This is a genomic window from Pseudomonas aphyarum (genome assembly GCF_028657055.1).
GTDB classification, from domain to species: domain Bacteria; phylum Pseudomonadota; class Gammaproteobacteria; order Pseudomonadales; family Pseudomonadaceae; genus Aquipseudomonas; species Aquipseudomonas aphyarum.
This window is the reverse complement of the sequence record NZ_JAMDGS010000005.1, coordinates 476440-494065: the sequence shown is the minus strand read 5'-3', so window position 1 is coordinate 494065 and position 17626 is coordinate 476440. Positions and strand designations below refer to the sequence as shown.

At 60.2% G+C, this 17626-nt stretch carries 20 protein-coding genes; 8 read left to right on the top strand and 12 right to left on the bottom strand.

Annotated elements, in window-relative coordinates; all coding sequences use genetic code 11:
* Positions 1-653: 653 nt before the first annotated feature.
* Positions 654-1670, top strand: coding sequence for an IS110 family RNA-guided transposase (locus tag M5G18_RS09210; protein ID WP_273900362.1), 1017 nt, complete (start codon positions 654-656; stop codon positions 1668-1670).
* Positions 1671-2065: 395 nt separating this feature from the next.
* Here M5G18_RS09210 and infA read toward each other — a convergent pair whose 3' ends face one another.
* The 3 genes from infA to aat form a co-directional block, all read right to left on the bottom strand.
* Positions 2066-2284, bottom strand: coding sequence for a translation initiation factor IF-1 (gene infA / locus M5G18_RS09205; RefSeq protein WP_002553999.1), 219 nt, complete (start codon positions 2282-2284; stop codon positions 2066-2068).
* A 112-nt stretch (positions 2285-2396) separates the two neighbouring features.
* Complete coding sequence (locus M5G18_RS09200) at positions 2397-3104, bottom strand: arginyltransferase (protein WP_273900363.1); 708 nt, start codon at positions 3102-3104, stop codon at positions 2397-2399.
* A 58-nt stretch (positions 3105-3162) separates the two neighbouring features.
* Positions 3163-3843 (bottom strand): leucyl/phenylalanyl-tRNA--protein transferase, encoded by a 681-nt coding sequence (gene aat, locus M5G18_RS09195; RefSeq protein ID WP_273900364.1) that lies wholly within the window; start codon positions 3841-3843, stop codon positions 3163-3165.
* Positions 3844-4365: 522 nt separating this feature from the next.
* Here aat and M5G18_RS09190 point away from each other — a divergent pair.
* The 6 genes from M5G18_RS09190 (at position 4366) to cysG (ending at position 11885) form a co-directional block, all read left to right on the top strand.
* Positions 4366-6774: a DNA translocase FtsK gene (locus M5G18_RS09190; RefSeq protein ID WP_045121862.1), complete on the top strand. Its 2409-nt coding sequence runs from the start codon at positions 4366-4368 to the stop codon at positions 6772-6774.
* A 78-nt stretch (positions 6775-6852) separates the two neighbouring features.
* Positions 6853-7473 (top strand): outer membrane lipoprotein periplasmic chaperone LolA, encoded by a 621-nt coding sequence (gene lolA, locus M5G18_RS09185; protein WP_007958184.1) that lies wholly within the window; start codon positions 6853-6855, stop codon positions 7471-7473.
* A gap of 24 nt (positions 7474-7497) precedes the next feature.
* Positions 7498-8820 carry a replication-associated recombination protein A gene (locus M5G18_RS09180; protein ID WP_064597723.1) on the top strand — a complete coding sequence of 441 codons (1323 nt, stop codon included), beginning with the start codon at positions 7498-7500 and terminating at the stop codon, positions 8818-8820.
* On the top strand, positions 8820-9194 hold the full coding sequence (gene crcB, locus M5G18_RS09175) for a fluoride efflux transporter CrcB (RefSeq protein WP_007958188.1): 375 nt from the start codon (positions 8820-8822) through the stop codon (positions 9192-9194). Before M5G18_RS09180 ends, crcB begins: the two co-directional genes overlap by 1 nt.
* 15 nt (positions 9195-9209) lie before the next feature.
* A complete protein-coding gene (serS, locus tag M5G18_RS09170) occupies positions 9210-10490 on the top strand; it encodes a serine--tRNA ligase (RefSeq protein ID WP_007958190.1) in 1281 nt (426 codons plus the stop codon).
* Positions 10491-11885, top strand: coding sequence for a siroheme synthase CysG (gene cysG / locus M5G18_RS09165; RefSeq protein ID WP_179694435.1), 1395 nt, complete (start codon positions 10491-10493; stop codon positions 11883-11885). It abuts the gene before it with no gap.
* A 45-nt stretch (positions 11886-11930) separates the two neighbouring features.
* Here cysG and M5G18_RS09160 read toward each other — a convergent pair whose 3' ends face one another.
* The 8 genes from M5G18_RS09160 to M5G18_RS09125 all read right to left on the bottom strand — a co-directional run bounded on the left by M5G18_RS09160 (position 11931) and on the right by M5G18_RS09125 (position 16553).
* Positions 11931-12932 (bottom strand): glutathione S-transferase family protein, encoded by a 1002-nt coding sequence (locus M5G18_RS09160; protein ID WP_273900365.1) that lies wholly within the window; start codon positions 12930-12932, stop codon positions 11931-11933.
* Between the two features lie 91 nt (positions 12933-13023).
* Complete coding sequence (locus M5G18_RS09155; RefSeq protein WP_273900366.1) at positions 13024-14025, bottom strand: glycosyl transferase family protein; 1002 nt, start codon at positions 14023-14025, stop codon at positions 13024-13026.
* Entirely contained in the window at positions 14022-14357 is a 336-nt protein-coding gene (locus tag M5G18_RS09150; RefSeq protein ID WP_011334938.1) for a TusE/DsrC/DsvC family sulfur relay protein, read from the bottom strand. The genes M5G18_RS09155 and M5G18_RS09150 overlap by 4 nt, the downstream gene beginning before the upstream one ends.
* Complete coding sequence (gene tusB, locus M5G18_RS09145; protein WP_273900367.1) at positions 14354-14647, bottom strand: sulfurtransferase complex subunit TusB; 294 nt, start codon at positions 14645-14647, stop codon at positions 14354-14356. The genes M5G18_RS09150 and tusB overlap by 4 nt, the downstream gene beginning before the upstream one ends.
* Positions 14647-15003: a sulfurtransferase complex subunit TusC gene (tusC, locus tag M5G18_RS09140; protein ID WP_273900368.1), complete on the bottom strand. Its 357-nt coding sequence runs from the start codon at positions 15001-15003 to the stop codon at positions 14647-14649. The genes tusB and tusC overlap by 1 nt, the downstream gene beginning before the upstream one ends.
* 1 nt (position 15004) lies before the next feature.
* Positions 15005-15397: a sulfurtransferase complex subunit TusD gene (gene tusD, locus M5G18_RS09135; RefSeq protein WP_039767683.1), complete on the bottom strand. Its 393-nt coding sequence runs from the start codon at positions 15395-15397 to the stop codon at positions 15005-15007.
* A 100-nt stretch (positions 15398-15497) separates the two neighbouring features.
* Positions 15498-16199 (bottom strand): YoaK family protein, encoded by a 702-nt coding sequence (locus tag M5G18_RS09130; RefSeq protein ID WP_273900369.1) that lies wholly within the window; start codon positions 16197-16199, stop codon positions 15498-15500.
* Between the two features lie 24 nt (positions 16200-16223).
* Positions 16224-16553: a DUF6388 family protein gene (locus M5G18_RS09125; RefSeq protein ID WP_007958215.1), complete on the bottom strand. Its 330-nt coding sequence runs from the start codon at positions 16551-16553 to the stop codon at positions 16224-16226.
* 135 nt (positions 16554-16688) lie between these two features.
* On the opposite strand from M5G18_RS09125, the gene M5G18_RS09120 reads away from it, so the two are divergent.
* Positions 16689-17039, top strand: coding sequence for a hypothetical protein (locus tag M5G18_RS09120; protein WP_007958217.1), 351 nt, complete (start codon positions 16689-16691; stop codon positions 17037-17039).
* Between the two features lie 62 nt (positions 17040-17101).
* Here M5G18_RS09120 and M5G18_RS09115 read toward each other — a convergent pair whose 3' ends face one another.
* Positions 17102-17527 carry a GNAT family N-acetyltransferase gene (locus M5G18_RS09115; RefSeq protein WP_011334932.1) on the bottom strand — a complete coding sequence of 142 codons (426 nt, stop codon included), beginning with the start codon at positions 17525-17527 and terminating at the stop codon, positions 17102-17104.
* Positions 17528-17626: the final 99 nt, after the last annotated feature.

The following is a 17626-nucleotide window of genomic DNA, read 5'->3' as shown; positions in this document are numbered from 1 at the left end:
CGCCTACGGTTTGCTTCGCTGCACCTCCTCTCGATGCATGCGGCTGCGCCGCACGGTCGCTGCGCTCCCACCCCCGGATCAATCCCTCCACTCAGCCTGCCGACGGGCCCTGCGATCAAAAGCGGTACTCGAGCTAACGCTCATCGTTTTGAGTGGGGATGAGCGGGGCGTGTTCGGCTTTGGTTTTGTGGTGGGTTTACCCCTCACCCCAGCCCTCTCCTCGAGGAGAGGGAGCCGATCGGTGTGCTTTTCAAAGCCTGAGTTCAACGCGGTATCGCACGTCGGCGTAGCTCTGCCATACACCTCGATCAGTCCCCTCTCCCTCCGGGAGAGGGCTAGGGTGAGGGGCTCTTGATCTGGCTCTTGATCTGGTTCTTGATCTGCTTTTGATCTTTATTCCCTTCGGCAGGCCGAGCGGAGGTGTCCATCAGGGGGTAGGCGCGCAGCGCCGTGCGGCGAAGCCGCATACATCGAGAGGAGGTGCAGCGAAGCAAACCGTAGGCGATGCCCCCTGATGGACACCGTAGCGAGGGAACACTGAGCCTAAGCGAAGTGCCGTACGCCGGGGCAAAAGCCTTAATGAGATGGTCAGCCCGGCGAGAACCTCAGCTCTACACTACTGAGGTTCTCACTTTTCCTGAGGAAGCTTTCTCATGAACAGCGTAACGATTCTAGGCATCGACATTGGCAAGAACAGCTTCCACTTACACGGCCAAGACGCACAAGGCCATCAGGTACTACGCAAGAAGCTCAATCGAAGCCAGTTGCTGCCATTACTTGCGCAAATGCCGCCCTGCAAAGTCGCCATGGAATCCTGTGGCGGGTCACAGTTTCTTGCCAGAGAAATCACCAAGCTCGGTCACCAGGTTCAATTGATTGCGCCACAGCATGTGAAGGCTTACGTCACCGGCAACAAGAACGACTTCATTGATGCCGAGGCTATCTGTGAGGCCGCATCCCGTCCCAGAACGCGTTCTGTACAGGTCAAGTCGGTTGACCAGCAGGTGCTGTCGACCGTGCATAAACTGCGTAAATCACTGGTGAGTCGGCGCACTGGAGTGATCAACCAGGTGCACGGGTTCTTACTGGAATTTGGCGTTATCTTTCCCGCCGGCTATGCCGCGCTGGATCGGGTTCCTGCATTGATGGACGAGCACAATCTACCTCTGCGCCTGCGCCAGGCTATCAATCGGATGCTTGATGACATTCGCCAATTGACCAGCGAAATCAAAACACTGGATACCGAGATAAAGCAGCAGGTAAACGGGAGTGACGCCGGCAAAAGATTACAGAGCATCCCCGGCATCGGCCCCCTCATCGCTAGCGCGCTGGTGGCCGATGTCGGGGACGCTTCGATATACAAATCGTCCCGAGATTTTTCGGCTTCGTTGGGACTGGTGCCACGGCAATACTCGACCGGAGGGCAAACCACGTTGCTGGGTATCAGCAAGCGTGGGGACAGGTATTTGCGAACCTTGTTGATGCCGGGCGCCCAAGCCTTGCTTTATCGAATCGATAAACGAAACGACGCCCTTGGCGTCTGGGCCAGAAGTCTACTGGCTCGAAAACCTCTCAACAAAGTTGCCTGTGCGCTGGCTAATAAAATGGCCAGGATTGTCTGGGCACTGCTCACCAAAGGTGGCACCTATAACGGGCATTTCACCGCATGATCCAGTTTTACTACCGGCTTTTGCGACGTCATTAATTGATGGCGATAAACGGCAGATATCCTGGCTGAGAACCTGATAAGCAAAATAGCTTTCGAAGCTGAAGCGTTTTTCAGGACAGGCAGGAGCGAATACTCATCAAGGGCCGAGCGCGTAACCGCGCTCACAAGGAGCCCGGATACATTAGCGCAAGCCTGATTTACCGTTCATCGTGACTGGATAGCAAAAGGTGGGCTGACCATACATTTGCTTACTTTTCGGCGTTTGGAAAAGTGAGTCGCTGTAAGAGCGAAACCATAAGAAGCCGTTACCGCAGCAACGGATATACACCCAAATCCAAAAAAAACACGCACACACAAAAACGCCCGGCATATGCCGGGCGTCTTGTATTGACTTGATTAGCGAGCGCGGTAAGTAATACGCCCTTTGCTCAAGTCATAGGGCGTCAGCTCGACGCGCACTTTGTCACCGGTAAGAATACGAATGTAGTTCTTGCGCATCTTGCCGGAAATATGCGCGGTTACGACGTGCCCATTTTCCAACTCCACACGAAACATGGTGTTGGGCAGGGTGTCGACGACAGTGCCTTCCATTTCGAAGCTGTCTTCTTTCGACATGCAGTAAAGCCCTCGGTATCCAATGAATGGCCCGGTGCAACTGCGCCAGGCAAAAGCGGCGTGCATTGTGCCCGAAAAATGGGGTTTACGCCAAGGGGTTTAGGGTTTGCGTTTAGTTCAGGACGACCCAGCGCTGATTGATCAGCAGTTCGATAGGCCGATATTGGGTCTTGTAGTTCATCTTTTTGCAGTTTTTGATCCAGTAACCCAGGTACACCGCCTCAAGTCCCAGCCGCTGGGCTTCGGCGATTTGCCAGAGGATCGCGTAGCGCCCCAGGCTGCGGCGTTCTTCCTGCGGTTCGTAAAAGGTGTAGACCGCCGACAGGCCATTGGGCAGCAGATCGGTGACGGCGACCGCCAACAACCGTCCGTCGAGCCGGAACTCGTAGAACCGAGAGAAGGGCAGATCGCGTACCAGAAAAGTCGAGAATTGGTCGCGGCTCGGCGGATACATGTCGCCATCTGCGTGGCGCTGTTCGATATAGCGCTGGTAGAGGTCGAAGTACTCTTCGCTGAACGCCGGCTTGACCGGGCGCACCTGCAAATCGATGTTGCGCTTGAAAATGCGTTTCTGCTGACGGTTGGGGTTGAACTGCGCCACCGGAATGCGCGCAGGCACGCAGGCATTGCAGTTCTGGCAATGCGGGCGGTACAGGTGATCGCCGCTGCGACGAAAGCCCATTTCTGACAGGTCTGCGTAGACATGCACATCCATGGGCTGGCTCGGATCGAGAAACAGGGTCGTCGCCTGTTCCTCGGGCAGATAACTGCAAGAGTGAGGCTGAGTGGCATAAAACTTCAACCGCGCCAACTCGGTCATGATCAACCCTCAAGGGTAAGCTGGTGAATTAAGTGTAAGCCACGCGCGCAAAAGTCGCTCAGCAAACCCAGGTCGCATGATGGGGTTGATCGAGGTGTCGGGCCAGATATTCAGCGAATGCAGAGCGGGAAATCGCCCGGGCGCCAAGGCTGTGCAGATGATCGGTAGGCATCTGGCAGTCAATCAATACGAAACCCGCTTCTTTCAGATGTTGCACCAGCGTCGCAAAACCGTACTTGGAGGCATTGTCCGCCCGGCTGAACATCGACTCACCGAAGAACAATTGCCCCATCGCCAGGCCGTACAGGCCGCCGACCAGTTCACCGTCATCCCAGACTTCCACCGAATGGGCAAAGCCGCGTCGATGCAGTTCGATATAGGCGTCCTGCATCGCTTCGGTGATCCAGGTGCCGTCGGCGTATTCCCGGGGAGCGGCGCAGGCCTGGATCACAGCATCGAAATCCTGATCGAAGGTCACTTGATAACGCTGTTTGCGCATCAATTTGCCGAGGCTACGCGAGACGTGCAGTTCGTCGGGAAAAAGCACGGTGCGCGGATCCGGTGACCACCAAAGAATCGGCTGACCTTCGGAAAACCATGGAAAGCAGCCGTGACGATAAGACTGGATCAAGCGATCGGCGGACAGGTCGCCTCCGGCCGCCAGCAATCCGTTGGGATCGCGCATGGCCTTTTCCAGTGGCGGGAAAGTCAGTGAATTGCGTTGTAACCAAGTCAGCATGGCGTCCAGGCTTGCAGAAGGGGAGGGCGGTGGGCGCTGGGCCCGCGGTAAAGTGTGCCGGGAAATGACGCGAATGTCCTCCGTTGCAGTGCGGCTTTTGCGTAGCTGCAACTTGAGCATCCGGATGCGGTCGTAATCGGGCGCTGCACTAGTGCGGGCAAGGTTGCCGATGCCAATGTGTGGCACTCAGGGAAGATGAGGCGCGAATGCTTCGCTACGTTCATCAAATACACCTCATAAGCCTTTGTCACAAAAGGTAATGCATGCTCAAATTGAACGCCGGGAGTTGTGCGTTTGGCTATGCTTGAACCTGGGGCCTGGAAGCATGGCATCGAACGCGCAAACCCGTACAATGCCGGGCTGTTACAGAATATTCGCCGCGTGCCGTGTTTATAAAAGGCGGGGCGCAGTGTTAAAAGTAGTCTCCGTTGCGCCCGTCAATTTTTTTACCTGCCTGGATTGGGCAGTTTTTTATCGTCATTCAATAGATGGACGCGCCTCTGGCGCAGGAAAAGAAGCGTTTTGAAGAAATCCACGGAAGCACCAAAAACAGTCGTTCCGCTCTGGCGTCAACAGTTGCACTACCGGCTCAAGGAAGGTGCATTGATCGCCATCGGTGCCTTGTGCCTGTTCCTGATGATGGCGTTGCTGACCTATGGCAAGGACGATCCGGGCTGGAGCCACAACAGCAAGATCGACGACGTGCAGAACTTCGGCGGCCCGGCCGGTTCCTACAGCGCCGACATCCTGTTCATGGTGCTGGGTTACTTCGCCTACATCTTCCCGTTGCTGCTGGCGATCAAGGCGTATCAGATCTTCCGTCAGCGTCACGAACCGTGGCAGTGGAGCGGCTGGTTGTTCTCCTGGCGCCTGATCGGTCTGGTGTTCCTGGTGTTGTCCGGCGCTGCGCTGGCGCACATCCATTTCCATGCAGCCACTGGTTTGCCCGCTGGCGCCGGTGGTGCGCTGGGTGAAAGCCTTGGTGATCTGGCCCGCAATGCCCTGAACATTCAGGGCAGCACGTTATTGTTCATCGCCCTGTTCCTGTTCGGCCTGACGGTGTTCACCGACCTGTCGTGGTTCAAGGTGATGGACATCACCGGCAAGATCACCCTCGACCTGTTCGAACTGTTCCAGGGCGCGGTCAATCGCTGGTGGTCGGCGCGCACCGAGCGCAAGCAACTGGTCGCGCAACTGCGTGAAGTCGACGATCGCGTGCATGACGTGGTCGCGCCGACGGTCACCGACAAACGCGAGCAGGCCAAGGTCAAGGAACGTCTGATCGAGCGCGAGCAGGCTCTGAGCAAGCACATGTCCGAGCGCGAGAAACAGGTGCCACCGGTCATCGCCCCGGCCCCGGTCAAGGCGCCGGAGCCAAGCAAACGCGTGCAGAAAGAGAAGCAGGTGCCGTTGTTCGTCGACAGCGCCGTGGAAGGCACCTTGCCGCCGATCTCGATTCTCGACCCGGCTGAAAAGAAACAACTCAATTATTCGCCTGAATCCCTGGCGGCGGTCGGCCACTTGCTGGAGATCAAGCTGAAGGAATTCGGCGTCGAAGTCACCGTGGATTCGATCCATCCCGGCCCGGTCATTACCCGTTACGAAATCCAGCCTGCTGCGGGCGTGAAGGTCAGCCGTATCGCCAACCTGGCGAAAGACCTTGCACGTTCGCTGGCCGTGACCAGCGTGCGGGTGGTGGAAGTGATTCCGGGCAAGACCACGGTCGGTATCGAGATTCCCAACGAAGACCGGCAGATCGTGCGCTTCTCTGAAGTGCTGTCGACGCCTGAGTACGACAACTTCAAGTCGCCGGTCACCCTGGCCCTGGGCCACGATATCGGCGGCAAGCCGGTCATCACAGACCTTGCGAAGATGCCTCACTTGCTGGTGGCCGGTACTACCGGTTCCGGTAAGTCGGTGGGCGTGAACGCTATGATCCTGTCGATCCTGTTCAAGTCCGGCCCGGACGACGCCAAGCTGATCATGATCGACCCGAAAATGCTTGAGCTGTCGATCTACGAAGGTATTCCGCACCTGCTGTGCCCGGTCGTGACCGACATGAAGGACGCCGCCAACGCCCTGCGCTGGAGCGTTGCCGAGATGGAGCGTCGCTACAAGCTGATGGCGAAGATGGGCGTGCGAAACCTGTCCGGCTTCAACGCCAAGGTCAAGGAAGCCCAGGACGCCGGCGAGCCGCTGAGCGATCCGCTGTACAAACGCGAAAGCATCCACGACGAAGCGCCGCTGTTGCAGAAGCTGCCGACCATCGTCGTGGTCGTGGACGAATTCGCCGACATGATGATGATCGTCGGCAAGAAGGTAGAAGAACTGATCGCCCGTATCGCCCAGAAGGCGCGTGCGGCCGGTATCCATCTGATCCTCGCGACCCAGCGGCCGTCGGTGGACGTGATCACCGGTCTGATCAAGGCCAACATCCCGACGCGGATGGCGTTCCAGGTATCGAGCAAGATCGACTCCCGGACCATCATCGACCAGGGCGGCGCCGAACAACTGCTCGGCCACGGTGACATGCTCTACATGCCGCCGGGCACCAGCCTGCCGATCCGGGTTCACGGCGCCTTCGTCTCCGACGATGAAGTTCACCGGGTGGTTGAAGCCTGGAAACTGCGCGGCGCGCCGGAATACAACGACGACATCCTCAACGGTGTCGAAGAGGCGGGCAGTGGTTTCGAAGGCAGCAGCGGCGGTGGTGACGGTGATGATCCGGAAGCCGACGCGCTGTACGACGAAGCCGTGCAGTTCGTACTGGAAAGCCGCCGCGCCTCCATCTCCGCTGTGCAGCGCAAGCTGAAGATCGGTTACAACCGTGCCGCGCGCATGATCGAAGCCATGGAAATGGCCGGGGTCGTGACGTCGATGAACACCAACGGTTCCCGCGAAGTCCTGGCCCCTGGCCCGGTACGCGACTGATTCGATACCCTGATCCAAATGCAATGGACGGTGCATGAAGCGCCGTCCACTTTCCCACGAGTATTCAAGAGGACTCCCATGCGTCTTATCCGCATGTTGCTGCCGGTACTGGCTCTGACCACCCTCACGGCTCACGCCGATGACAAGGATGTGGCTCGCCTGACCCAATTGCTCGAAACATCCAAGACCCTGACCGCCAACTTTTCCCAGCTGACCCTCGACGGCAGCGGCACCCAGTTGCAGGAAACCACCGGCGACATGACCCTGCAGCGTCCAGGCCTGTTCTACTGGCACACCAATGCGCCAGCCGAGCAGACCATGGTGTCCGACGGCAAGAAAGTCACCCTGTGGGACCCGGATCTGGAACAGGCCACCATCAAGAAGCTCGATGAGCGTCTGACCCAGACCCCGGCTCTGTTGCTGTCCGGCGACGTGTCGAAAATCAGCCAGAGCTTCGACATCAGCGCCAAAGAGGCGGGCGGCGTGATCGACTTCACCCTGAAGCCGAAAACCAAGGACACCCTGTTCGACAGCCTGCGCTTGTCGTTCCGCAACGGTCTGGTCAATGACATGCAACTGATCGACAGCGTCGGCCAGCGCACCAACATCCTGTTTACCGGTGTGAAGGCCAACGAAGCGGTCCCTGCATCGAAGTTCAAGTTCGACATCCCAAAGGGTGCCGACGTGATCCAGGAATAAACACAGAGGTTTCAACGGTACGTGATGGATCTGTTTCGCAGTGCACCGATTGCCCAGCCACTGGCCGCCCGTTTGCGGGCGACCAATCTGGATGAGTACGTCGGTCAGGAACACGTGCTCGCTCGCGGCAAGCCTTTGCGCGAAGCGCTGGAGCAGGGTGCCCTGCATTCGATGATCTTCTGGGGCCCGCCGGGCGTGGGCAAGACCACGCTGGCGCGGTTGCTGGCGGAAGTTTCGGATGCGCATTTCGAAACGGTCTCGGCGGTGCTGGCCGGGGTCAAGGAGATCCGTCAGGCGGTGGAAATCGCCAAGCAGCAGGCCGGTCAGTACGGCAAGCGCACGATCCTGTTTGTCGATGAAGTACACCGCTTCAACAAGTCTCAACAGGACGCCTTCCTGCCGTACGTTGAAGACGGCACGCTGATCTTCATTGGTGCCACCACTGAAAACCCTTCGTTCGAACTGAACAACGCATTGTTGTCGCGGGCGCGGGTCTACGTGCTCAAGAGCCTCGACGAAGCGGCGTTGCGCAAACTGGTGCACCGCGCGCTCACCGAAGAGCGTGGTCTGGGCAAGCGTCACCTGACCCTCAGCGATGAAGGCTTCCAGATGCTGCTGTCCGCCGCCGACGGCGATGGCCGGCGCCTGCTGAACCTGCTGGAAAACGCCTCGGACCTGGCCGAAGACCACAGCGAGATGGGCACCGAGCTGCTGCAAAGCCTGCTCGGCGACACGCGTCGGCGTTTCGACAAGGGTGGTGAAGCGTTCTACGACCAGATTTCCGCGCTGCACAAATCGGTGCGCGGTTCCAATCCGGACGGCGCGCTGTACTGGTTTGCGCGAATGATCGACGGCGGCTGCGATCCGCTTTACCTGGCCCGGCGCGTGGTGCGCATGGCCAGCGAAGACATCGGCAACGCCGATCCTCGCGCCCTGAGCCTGTGTCTGGCCGCGTGGGAAGTGCAGGAACGTCTCGGCAGCCCGGAAGGTGAGTTGGCAGTGGCTCAGGCCATCACCTATCTGGCTTGCGCGCCGAAAAGCAACGCGGTGTACATGGGCTTCAAGACCGCGCTGCGCGCCGCCGCCGAACACGGTTCGCTGGAAGTGCCGCTGCACCTGCGCAATGCGCCGACCAAATTGATGAAGCAATTGGGTTATGGCGACGAATACCGTTATGCCCACGACGAACCGGACGCCTACGCGGCCGGCGAAGACTATTTCCCGGAAGAGCTCGACCCGATTCCGTTCTATCAACCGGTGCCGCGCGGCCTGGAGTTGAAGATCGGCGAAAAGCTCAACCACCTCGCCCAACTTGATCGTTTAAGCCCCCGGCAGCGGAGAAAATAGTGGTTCCATTGATCGTTGCAGTCTCCGTCGGCGGGATTGCCGGCACCTTGTTGCGCTTCGCCACCGGCAATTGGGTCAACGCCAATTGGCCGCGGCACTTCTATACCGCGACGCTGGCCGTTAATATCGTGGGCTGTCTGCTGATTGGCGTGTTGTACGGCCTGTTTTTGATACGCCCGGAAGTACCGATCGAGGTACGTGCCGGGTTGATGGTCGGCTTCCTCGGGGGGCTGACGACTTTTTCATCCTTTTCACTGGATACGGTGCGCCTGCTGGAAAGCGGGCAAGTGCCGCTGGCCCTGGGCTATGCGGCCATCAGCGTATTCGGCGGGCTGCTCGCGACCTGGGCCGGCCTGTCCCTGACCAAACTTTGATAACGAGAAACCGACATGCTCGATTCCAAACTGTTACGTAGCAACCTCCAGGACGTAGCGGACCGCCTGGCTTCCCGTGGCTTTGCCCTGGATGTCGCGCGCATCGAAGCGCTGGAAGAACAGCGCAAGACCGTCCAGACCCGCACCGAAGCACTGCAGGCTGAGCGTAACGCGCGTTCCAAATCCATCGGTCAGGCCAAGCAGCGCGGCGAAGACATCGCGCCGCTGATGGCGGACGTCGAGCGCATGGCGGGCGAACTGAGTGCCGGTAAAGTCGAGCTGGACGCGATCCAGACCGAACTGGATTCGATCCTGCTGGGCATCCCGAACCTGCCGCACGAATCGGTGCCGGTCGGCGAAGATGAAGACGGCAACGTCGAAGTCCGCCGCTGGGGCACTCCGACCGCTTTCGACTTCCCGGTTCAGGACCACGTGGCCCTGGGCGAGAAGTTCGGCTGGCTCGACTTCGAAACCGCCGCCAAGCTGTCCGGCGCACGTTTCGCCCTGCTGCGCGGCCCGATTGCCCGTCTGCACCGCGCACTGGCGCAGTTCATGATCAACCTGCACGTCACCGAGCACGGCTACGAAGAGGCCTACACGCCTTATCTGGTTCAGGCCCCGGCGCTGCAAGGCACCGGTCAACTGCCGAAGTTCGAAGAAGACCTGTTCAAGATCGCTCGCGAAGGCGAAGCCGATCTGTACCTGATCCCGACCGCCGAAGTATCGCTGACCAACATCGTGGCCGGTGAAATCGTCGATTCGAAACAGCTGCCGATCAAATTCGTTGCTCACACTCCGTGCTTCCGCAGCGAAGCCGGCGCATCGGGTCGTGACACCCGCGGCATGATCCGTCAGCACCAGTTCGACAAAGTTGAAATGGTCCAGATTGTCGAGCCGTCGAAGTCGATGGAAGCGCTGGAAGGCCTGACCGCCAACGCCGAAAAAGTCCTGCAACTGCTGGAGCTGCCTTACCGCACCCTGGCGCTGTGCACCGGCGACATGGGCTTCAGCGCAGTCAAGACTTACGACCTGGAAGTGTGGATTCCGAGCCAGGACAAGTACCGTGAAATCTCGTCGTGCTCCAACTGCGGCGACTTCCAGGCCCGCCGCATGCAGGCGCGTTTCCGCAACCCGGAAACCGGCAAGCCTGAGCTGGTACACACCTTGAACGGTTCCGGTCTGGCGGTCGGTCGTACGCTGGTTGCCGTGCTGGAAAACTACCAGCAGGCCGACGGTTCGATCCGCGTGCCGGACGTGCTGAAGCCGTACATGGGTGGCCTTGAGGTCATCGGCTAAATGAAATATCTGCCGCTGTTTCACAACCTGCGCGGCAGTCGTGTGTTGGTCGTCGGTGGGGGGGAGATTGCTTTGCGCAAGTCCCGCCTGCTGGCCGATGCCGGTGCGCTGCTGCGGGTGGTCGCACCTGAAATCGAAGCGCAATTGCGCGAACTGGTTGCCGCCAGCGGTGGCGAATGCCTGCTGCGTGGCTACGCCGAAACGGATCTGGACGGTTGCGGGCTGATCATTGCCGCCACCGACGACGAAGCGTTGAATGCGCAGGTTTCCGCCGATGCCCATCGGCGTTGCGTGCCGGTCAATGTGGTCGATGCGCCAGCGCTGTGCAGCGTGATCTTCCCGGCAATCGTCGATCGTTCACCGCTGATCATCGCGGTCTCCAGCGGCGGCGATGCGCCAGTGCTGGCCCGGCTGATCCGCGCCAAGATCGAAACCTGGATTCCCTCGACCTACGGCCATCTGGCCGGTCTGGCTGCGCGGTTTCGCGATCAGGTCAAAGGCCTGTTTCCCGATGTTCAGCAACGTCGCGGTTTTTGGGAAGACGTGTTCCAGGGACCGATTGCCGATCGTCAGTTGGCTGGGCAGGGCGCCGAGGCCGAGCGTCTGTTGCAGGCGAAAATCGACGGCGAAGCGAGTGTTACCACGGGTGAGGTTTATCTGGTGGGCGCAGGGCCGGGCGATCCGGATCTGCTGACTTTCCGCGCCTTGCGCCTGATGCAGCAAGCCGATGTGGTGCTGTACGACCGTTTGGTGGCGCCCGCGATTCTTGAGCTGTGCCGTCGCGATGCCGAGCGTGTCTACGTCGGCAAGCGTCGCGCCGATCACGCCGTGCCGCAGGATCAGATCAACCAGCAACTGGTGGATCTGGCCAAGGCCGGCAAGCGTGTGGTGCGGTTGAAGGGCGGGGATCCGTTCATCTTCGGCCGCGGCGGCGAAGAGATCGAGGAACTGGCGGCCCATGGCATCCCGTTCCAGGTGGTGCCGGGCATCACGGCGGCCAGCGGTTGCGCGGCGTATGCGGGGATTCCGCTGACTCATCGTGATTATGCGCAGTCGGTGCGTTTCGTCACCGGGCACCTGAAGGACGGTTCCACCGATCTGCCGTGGGCCGACCTCGTCGCGCCGGCGCAGACGCTGGTGTTCTACATGGGCCTGGTGGGGTTGCCGATCATCTGCGAGCAGTTGATCAAGCATGGTCGTGCGGCCGAAACGCCGGCCGCGCTGATCCAGCAGGGCACCACGGTCAATCAGCGGGTCTTTACCGGCACGCTGGCTGACCTGCCGCGTCTGGTGGCGGAGCATGAAGTGCATGCTCCGACGCTGGTGATCGTCGGCGAAGTGGTGCAACTGCGCGAGAAACTGGCGTGGTTTGAAGGCGCTCAGGGTCAGATCTGACGACTCTGAAGGGATCGTTCCCACGCTGTGGGAACGATTCTGCTCTCAACCTCTGCGCCAAACCCCTTTCCCGCCCAACCGGTTCCGGTCATGGGCAACAGTGAAATCCTGCTCCGGCCCCTTCGGCACCACCCCGGTCGGGTTGATGGTCTTGTGGCTGCCGTAGTAGTGATTCTTGATGTGCTGGAAATCCACGGTCTCGGCAACGCCCGGCCACTGGTACATCTCACGCAGCCAGTTCGACAGATTCGGATAATCACTGATCCGTCGCAGATTGCATTTGAAGTGTCCGTGGTACACCGCGTCGAAACGAATCAGCGTGGTGAACAAGCGCACGTCCGCCTCGGTCAGGTATTCGCCTGTCAGATAACGGTTGGCGCCCAGCACTTGCTCCAGATGATCCAGTTCGGCAAACACATCATCGAACGCTTCTTCATAGGCCTTCTGCGAGGTCGCGAACCCGGCGCGATACACACCGTTGTTTACGGCGGGGTAGATCCGCTCGTTCAACGCATCGATCTCGCCACGCAACGGCGCCGGATAGAAGTCCAGATCGTTGCCGGTCAAGTCATCGAAGGCGCTGTTGAACATGCGGATGATCTCCGCCGATTCGTTGCTGACGATGCGCTTGAGCTTTTTGTCCCACAGCACCGGCACGGTGACGCGCCCGGTGTAGTCGGCGGTGTCGGCGGTGTAGCGCTGGTGCATGAAATCGAAGTGGTCGAGTTTGTCGCCGGTCGAACCGAGGTTCTGATCGAAGGTCCAGCCGTTTTCCAGCATCAGCCAGCTGACGACTGACACGTCGATCAGGCTTTCCAGGCCTTTGAGCTTGCGCAGGATCAGCGTGCGATGAGCCCACGGACAGGCGAGAGAGACATAAAGGTGATAGCGCCCGGCTTCGGCGGCAAAACCGCCTTCACCGCTCGGGCCCGGCTCGCCATTGCGAGTGACCCAGTTGCGGCGCTGCGCCTGTTCGCGCTGGAACGCGCCGTCTTTGCTGCTTTCGTACCACTTGTCCTGCCAGCGGCCGTCGACGAGTAAACCCATGATCAAGACTCCAGAAACCAATAATCGTTGGAGCCGAGTCTATTCCGATGAGTTCGAACAAAAAGCGCAAAGATCGGGGGTTAATGATCGGTTAAATCGATTTGTCCCGCGCGGCCCAGTATTGCTCGGCGGTTTCGAAAGCCTGCTCACGGCTCTGACCGAGGCCGCGCAGCGCCAATGCCATGGTCGAAATCAGTGCCATCTGCGGATAACTGTCGACCACATCGCCACGCCAGACGGCCTTCAAATGCTCGATATCCAGCGAAGAAGGTTTGACGTGACGCTGCGCCGACAACTGCGGCCATTCCTCGTCCCAGCTCTCGCCGCCAGTGGTGCCGTACAAGTGGCTGTCGGCATCCGGGTTGATCTCGATTTCGCCGCCGTCGCCCTTGATCACGATGGCCGTGTCGCCGAGCAGGCCGCTGGCATCGCGGTGCACCGCTTGATAGCCAGGGTGGAAAATACTCTGCAGGCCGCAACGCGCGCCCAGCGGATTGAGGATCCTCGCCAACGAATGGATTGGCGAACGAAGGCCGAGGGTGTTGCGCAGGTCGATCATCCGTTGCAGCTGCGGCGCCCAGTCCACCAGCGGCATGAACGCCAGGCCACCGTTATCCAGCGCCGCGCCGACCTGTTGCCAGTTGCGGCACAGCGGAATGTTCAGCTCACCGAGCAATTGTTCGGAGTACAAGCGCCCGGCGGTGTGGGCGCCGCCGCCGTGCATGAAGATGCGTACGCCGTTCTGCGCCAGGCACTTGGCGGCCAGCAGATACCACGGCAGGTGACGCTTCTTGCCGGCATAGGTCGGCCAGTCCAGATCGACCTTCAACTCTGACGCCTGCAAGCGTTCACGCAGGGCCTCGGTGAAACCGGCCATCTCCTCGGCGCTTTCTTCCTTGTGCCGCAGCAACATCAGGAACGCGCCGAGCTGGGTTTCCTCGACCGATTCGTCGAGCACCATGCCCATGGCTTGCCGGGCTTCCTCGCGGGTCAGGTCGCGGGCGCCGCGCTTGCCCTTGCCGAGGATGCGCACGAACTGGGCGAACGGATGCTCGGCGGGCGTTTCGAGGGTCAGCGCTGGATAGTCGGTCATAGGCAATTCGTCGGTTTGGGCAGGCCCGCCAGTTTCGCGGCGAGTTTGGCAGGGGTGCCTTTGAACAGTCGGTTCAGGTGCAGGCTGTTGCCTTTCTCCGCGCCGAGTTTGAGCGCGGTGTACTTGATCAGCGGCCGGGTGGCCGGGGACAACTGGAATTCGGCGTAGAAGCTGCGCAGCAGTTCGAGGATTTCCCAGTGCTCCGGGCTCAGCTCGATATCTTCGGCAGCGGCGAGGGCGCTGGCGACTTCGGCCGACCAGTCGTTGAGATCGACCAGGAAGCCGTCCTTGTCCAGTTCAATGGCGCGGGCGCCGACGGTCAACGCATTCATAGCCAGCTGTTGACCTTGTCGTGGTGAATCGACAGCTCGACGAAGGCCGGGTAATCGATGGCTTCGGCCCAGTCCGGAACCTGTACGGCACGGGCTTGCGCGTCTTCGGCCAGCACGAACAATTTCACCTTGCGCGATTCCAGCGCACTGAACGGCGCAGTGCCGGGTTGCAGTGCATAAACGGCATCGCCAGACAGCAACAGCGCATCGCTGGCACCCAGCAGGCGCAGGCAACTGGTCAGGCGTTCGTCGCCGAACGGGGAATGGGACAACACATGCAAAGTCGACATCAGAGGGTGATCACCTGGTCGTAACGGTCAATAAGGGCGGTGATTTGCTCGGCGGCCAAAGGCTGCGCCTCGTCCAGCGAACGATCGCCAAGGCCGCGAGCACTGGCGCTGTCAGCGCAGTAGAACAGCTCTTCGACGCCGAACATCGGCAGCGCTTGCAGGTTGGCGCTCAGGTCTTTCTGTTGCAGGGCCTTGGCGTTTTGCCCGGCGGCCAGTTGCAGCACGCCGTCGTCGAGAAACAGCAGGCCGATCGGCAGATCGAAAGCGCCGCCGGCCAGCACGATGTCCAGCGCTTCGCGGGCACCGGGACCCGACCATGGCGATTGACGGCTGATAATCAGAAGGGACTTGACCATGTCATGCGCCTCCGAAACAGATGAGGCGGTCGGCATCCTGCACCGCGTCATGCAACTGGCCGAGGCCGGACAACTCCCATGGCGCGCTGACGGCCACGGCGTCACGCTGATAACGCCCGGCTTCCTCGGTATTCAACACGCCACGGCGCAGGGCGGCGGCGATGCACACCACGCCGTCGAGGTTTTGTTCGGTGATGAAATTGCGCCATTGCTTGGGCAGGTCCAGCTCGTCCTGCGGCGTGACCACGGCGTCGGACGCGTTGTGGACCCCGTCCTGATAGAAAAACAGCCGGACAATCTCATGCCCGCCGGCCAGCGCAGCCTGAGCAAACAGCAGGGCGCGGCGCGAGGAGGGCGCATGGGCGGCGGAAAACAGCGCAATGGCGAACTTCATGACGGACTCGATCAGCAAAACTGCGGCCATGATAAAGCTTTCTCGACGGGGCGGCGAAGCGGATGTTTCCTGCACCCGTCTCGATGCGAGCAGGTGTCCTTCAGCGCGGCATGTAGCCCAACTGCCAGCGCCGCGGAATCTTCAGGGTCAGCAGCCCTAGAACGCCGGCGAACAGACCGCTGACCAACATCGCCTTGAGCCCCAGATGATGTTCCAGCACTGCCCCCAGAATGGCGCCGACCAGCATCCCGCTCCACGGCACCAGTTGCACCCGCCAGCCACTTCGCCGCTCGCCGAGCACCCACCGGCCCAATCCACGGCCGAATCGGGACAGCGCGCCGGTGACGTACGTCAGCCCGACCGGCAGACCGTTCACTTCTTCCACCGCCGCGTTGAGCATGCCCATCGCAATGATTGCCGCCAGCAGGGCCGGCAGTTGCGTGTCAAAGGGCCAGGCTGCCAAACAGAGTAGAGCGGCGATGGACAACAACAGTGGCAGCGCCCGCCGACCACCCAAACGGCTGACCACAACCCCGAGGGCATTGCCGACAATGAACGTCGCGACCAGCAAGATCAGCCTTAACGTCAGTGCGCTGTCGCCATCACTGATCGCCACGGCCAGCCGTGTGGTGTTGCCGCTCATGAAGGAAACGAAATCGCCGCTGGCCATGAAGCCGATGGCGTCGGTCATGCCGGCCAGTACCGACAGGCTGGCAACCAGCGCCAGACCCACACGGCCGCGCCATTTCTGTATATGAAGATGTCCGGGGCTGGCGCGGTGGGTCGAGGTGGAAGGCAGCATCGAGGCAGCGTCCTTGAGCGGGGTTTACGGTTCTATGCCATACAGATCGCAATACTCCAGCCAGTCCATGCCGGCCATTTCCGCCACTTCGCGATGCACTTCCAGGCGTTGCGCCTGATACTCCTCGGGCGTCGCGGCGGTGAGCTGCAACGTCAGCTCCCAGGCAAACAGACCCTGGCTTTCGGCCTCGGCCTCGAAGGCTTCGTGCAGGCGTTCTTCGCGATACTGCGCCTGGGTTTCGCCCTTGGCCTGGGCCAGCAGCGGGTTGAGGTGGTCAAGGGCTTCGCGCAGTTCCGGGCGCGCATCGAGAAACAGTTTCAGGGCCTGTTCGTGTCGCTGGTCAGTAGGCGCCATGGGCTTTCCTTGTAAGGCTGATGACCGTTAATGTGCCGCAGCGGCCGGCATGTGTCGCGTTCTAAATGCAGTAAAGCAGAACGAATTTTGGCGTTGCGGTGATACAGTCCGGTTTTTTCCGAATGAGCGAATGCAATGCGAATGCTGATGGTAGCGCTGGCGGCAACCCTGCTGGCCGGTTGCGCGGGTTCGGCGATGGAAGACGCCCGCACGCAAACCCCTTACAAGACCCTGAATTCGGACAAACCCGAAAAAGTCGTGGCCCAGTGCGTGCAGTTCGCCTGGCAGGACGAAGCGGTGTTCGGCGTGGACGCGGCGGCGTATCTGCAACCGGGCAAGAAGGGCGGTTCGACGGTCTACACGCGCTCGGCGGAGTCGTTTGTCGACTTGACCACGGATGCGTCCGGCACCGTGCTGAATTACTACGCGCAGAAGGATGATTTTGTGGCCAAGCGCCGTTTGGCGGCGCTGGCGACCTGTCTGTAACGGGCGGCTGAATGCGTTGAAATTTGCGACCCTCGCCAGCCTGCGGGCGAGGGACGCTGAATTCAATCAATCAAACGCTTCTGGAAGAAATGCCGCTTGTGCCCCAGCGGATAATCCACAATCTCGCCACACTCGGTATATCCCAGTTTTTTGTAGAACCCGGGCGCCTGAAAATCAAAGGTATCGAGCCAGATCCCCACGCAGTCTTTTTCCCGGGCGAATTCTTCGACCATGTTCATCAGCTTCGAGCCGATGCCCTGTCCCCGGCCTTCTTCCGGCACCGCCAGCAACTCGATAAACAGCCACCGATAGAATGTGTGCCCATAGAGGCCACCGAGGATCGCGTCGTTATCGTCGCGCACCAGCAACGCGACCGGTTCGTACAGCGAAGGCCCGGCTTTGGCGATGTTATGGGCACGCAGGGGCGCCAGGATGGCTGCGCGCTGTTCTTCGGTAGGGTCCTGTGACAGCTCGATCCGCAACGTCATGTTGTCTTCCTTGTAGTAATGAATCGCCAGCCTATCGCGCCGCAGCCGATTGAAGCAATCGCTTGGAACCGTCGCTGTTGCGCCGGGGTCTAGCCCTTT

Coding starts and splice junctions, on each gene's coding strand:
- cysG (WP_179694435.1), top strand. CDS start 10,491: ATGAAATATCTGCCGCTGTTTCACAACCTGCGCGGCAGTCGTGTGTTG.
- M5G18_RS09160 (WP_273900365.1), bottom strand. CDS start 12,932: ATGGGTTTACTCGTCGACGGCCGCTGGCAGGACAAGTGGTACGAAAGC.
- tusC (WP_273900368.1), bottom strand. CDS start 15,003: ATGGTCAAGTCCCTTCTGATTATCAGCCGTCAATCGCCATGGTCGGGT.
- aat (WP_273900364.1), bottom strand. CDS start 3,843: ATGCTGACTTGGTTACAACGCAATTCACTGACTTTCCCGCCACTGGAA.
- infA (WP_002553999.1), bottom strand. CDS start 2,284: ATGTCGAAAGAAGACAGCTTCGAAATGGAAGGCACTGTCGTCGACACC.
- M5G18_RS09200 (WP_273900363.1), bottom strand. CDS start 3,104: ATGACCGAGTTGGCGCGGTTGAAGTTTTATGCCACTCAGCCTCACTCT.
- M5G18_RS09155 (WP_273900366.1), bottom strand. CDS start 14,025: ATGACCGACTATCCAGCGCTGACCCTCGAAACGCCCGCCGAGCATCCG.
- lolA (WP_007958184.1), top strand. CDS start 6,853: ATGCGTCTTATCCGCATGTTGCTGCCGGTACTGGCTCTGACCACCCTC.
- serS (WP_007958190.1), top strand. CDS start 9,210: ATGCTCGATTCCAAACTGTTACGTAGCAACCTCCAGGACGTAGCGGAC.
- M5G18_RS09125 (WP_007958215.1), bottom strand. CDS start 16,553: ATGGCGCCTACTGACCAGCGACACGAACAGGCCCTGAAACTGTTTCTC.
- M5G18_RS09130 (WP_273900369.1), bottom strand. CDS start 16,199: ATGCTGCCTTCCACCTCGACCCACCGCGCCAGCCCCGGACATCTTCAT.
- M5G18_RS09150 (WP_011334938.1), bottom strand. CDS start 14,357: ATGAATGCGTTGACCGTCGGCGCCCGCGCCATTGAACTGGACAAGGAC.
- M5G18_RS09115 (WP_011334932.1), bottom strand. CDS start 17,527: ATGACGTTGCGGATCGAGCTGTCACAGGACCCTACCGAAGAACAGCGC.
- M5G18_RS09210 (WP_273900362.1), top strand. CDS start 654: ATGAACAGCGTAACGATTCTAGGCATCGACATTGGCAAGAACAGCTTC.
- tusD (WP_039767683.1), bottom strand. CDS start 15,397: ATGAAGTTCGCCATTGCGCTGTTTTCCGCCGCCCATGCGCCCTCCTCG.
- M5G18_RS09180 (WP_064597723.1), top strand. CDS start 7,498: ATGGATCTGTTTCGCAGTGCACCGATTGCCCAGCCACTGGCCGCCCGT.
- M5G18_RS09120 (WP_007958217.1), top strand. CDS start 16,689: ATGCGAATGCTGATGGTAGCGCTGGCGGCAACCCTGCTGGCCGGTTGC.
- tusB (WP_273900367.1), bottom strand. CDS start 14,647: ATGTCGACTTTGCATGTGTTGTCCCATTCCCCGTTCGGCGACGAACGC.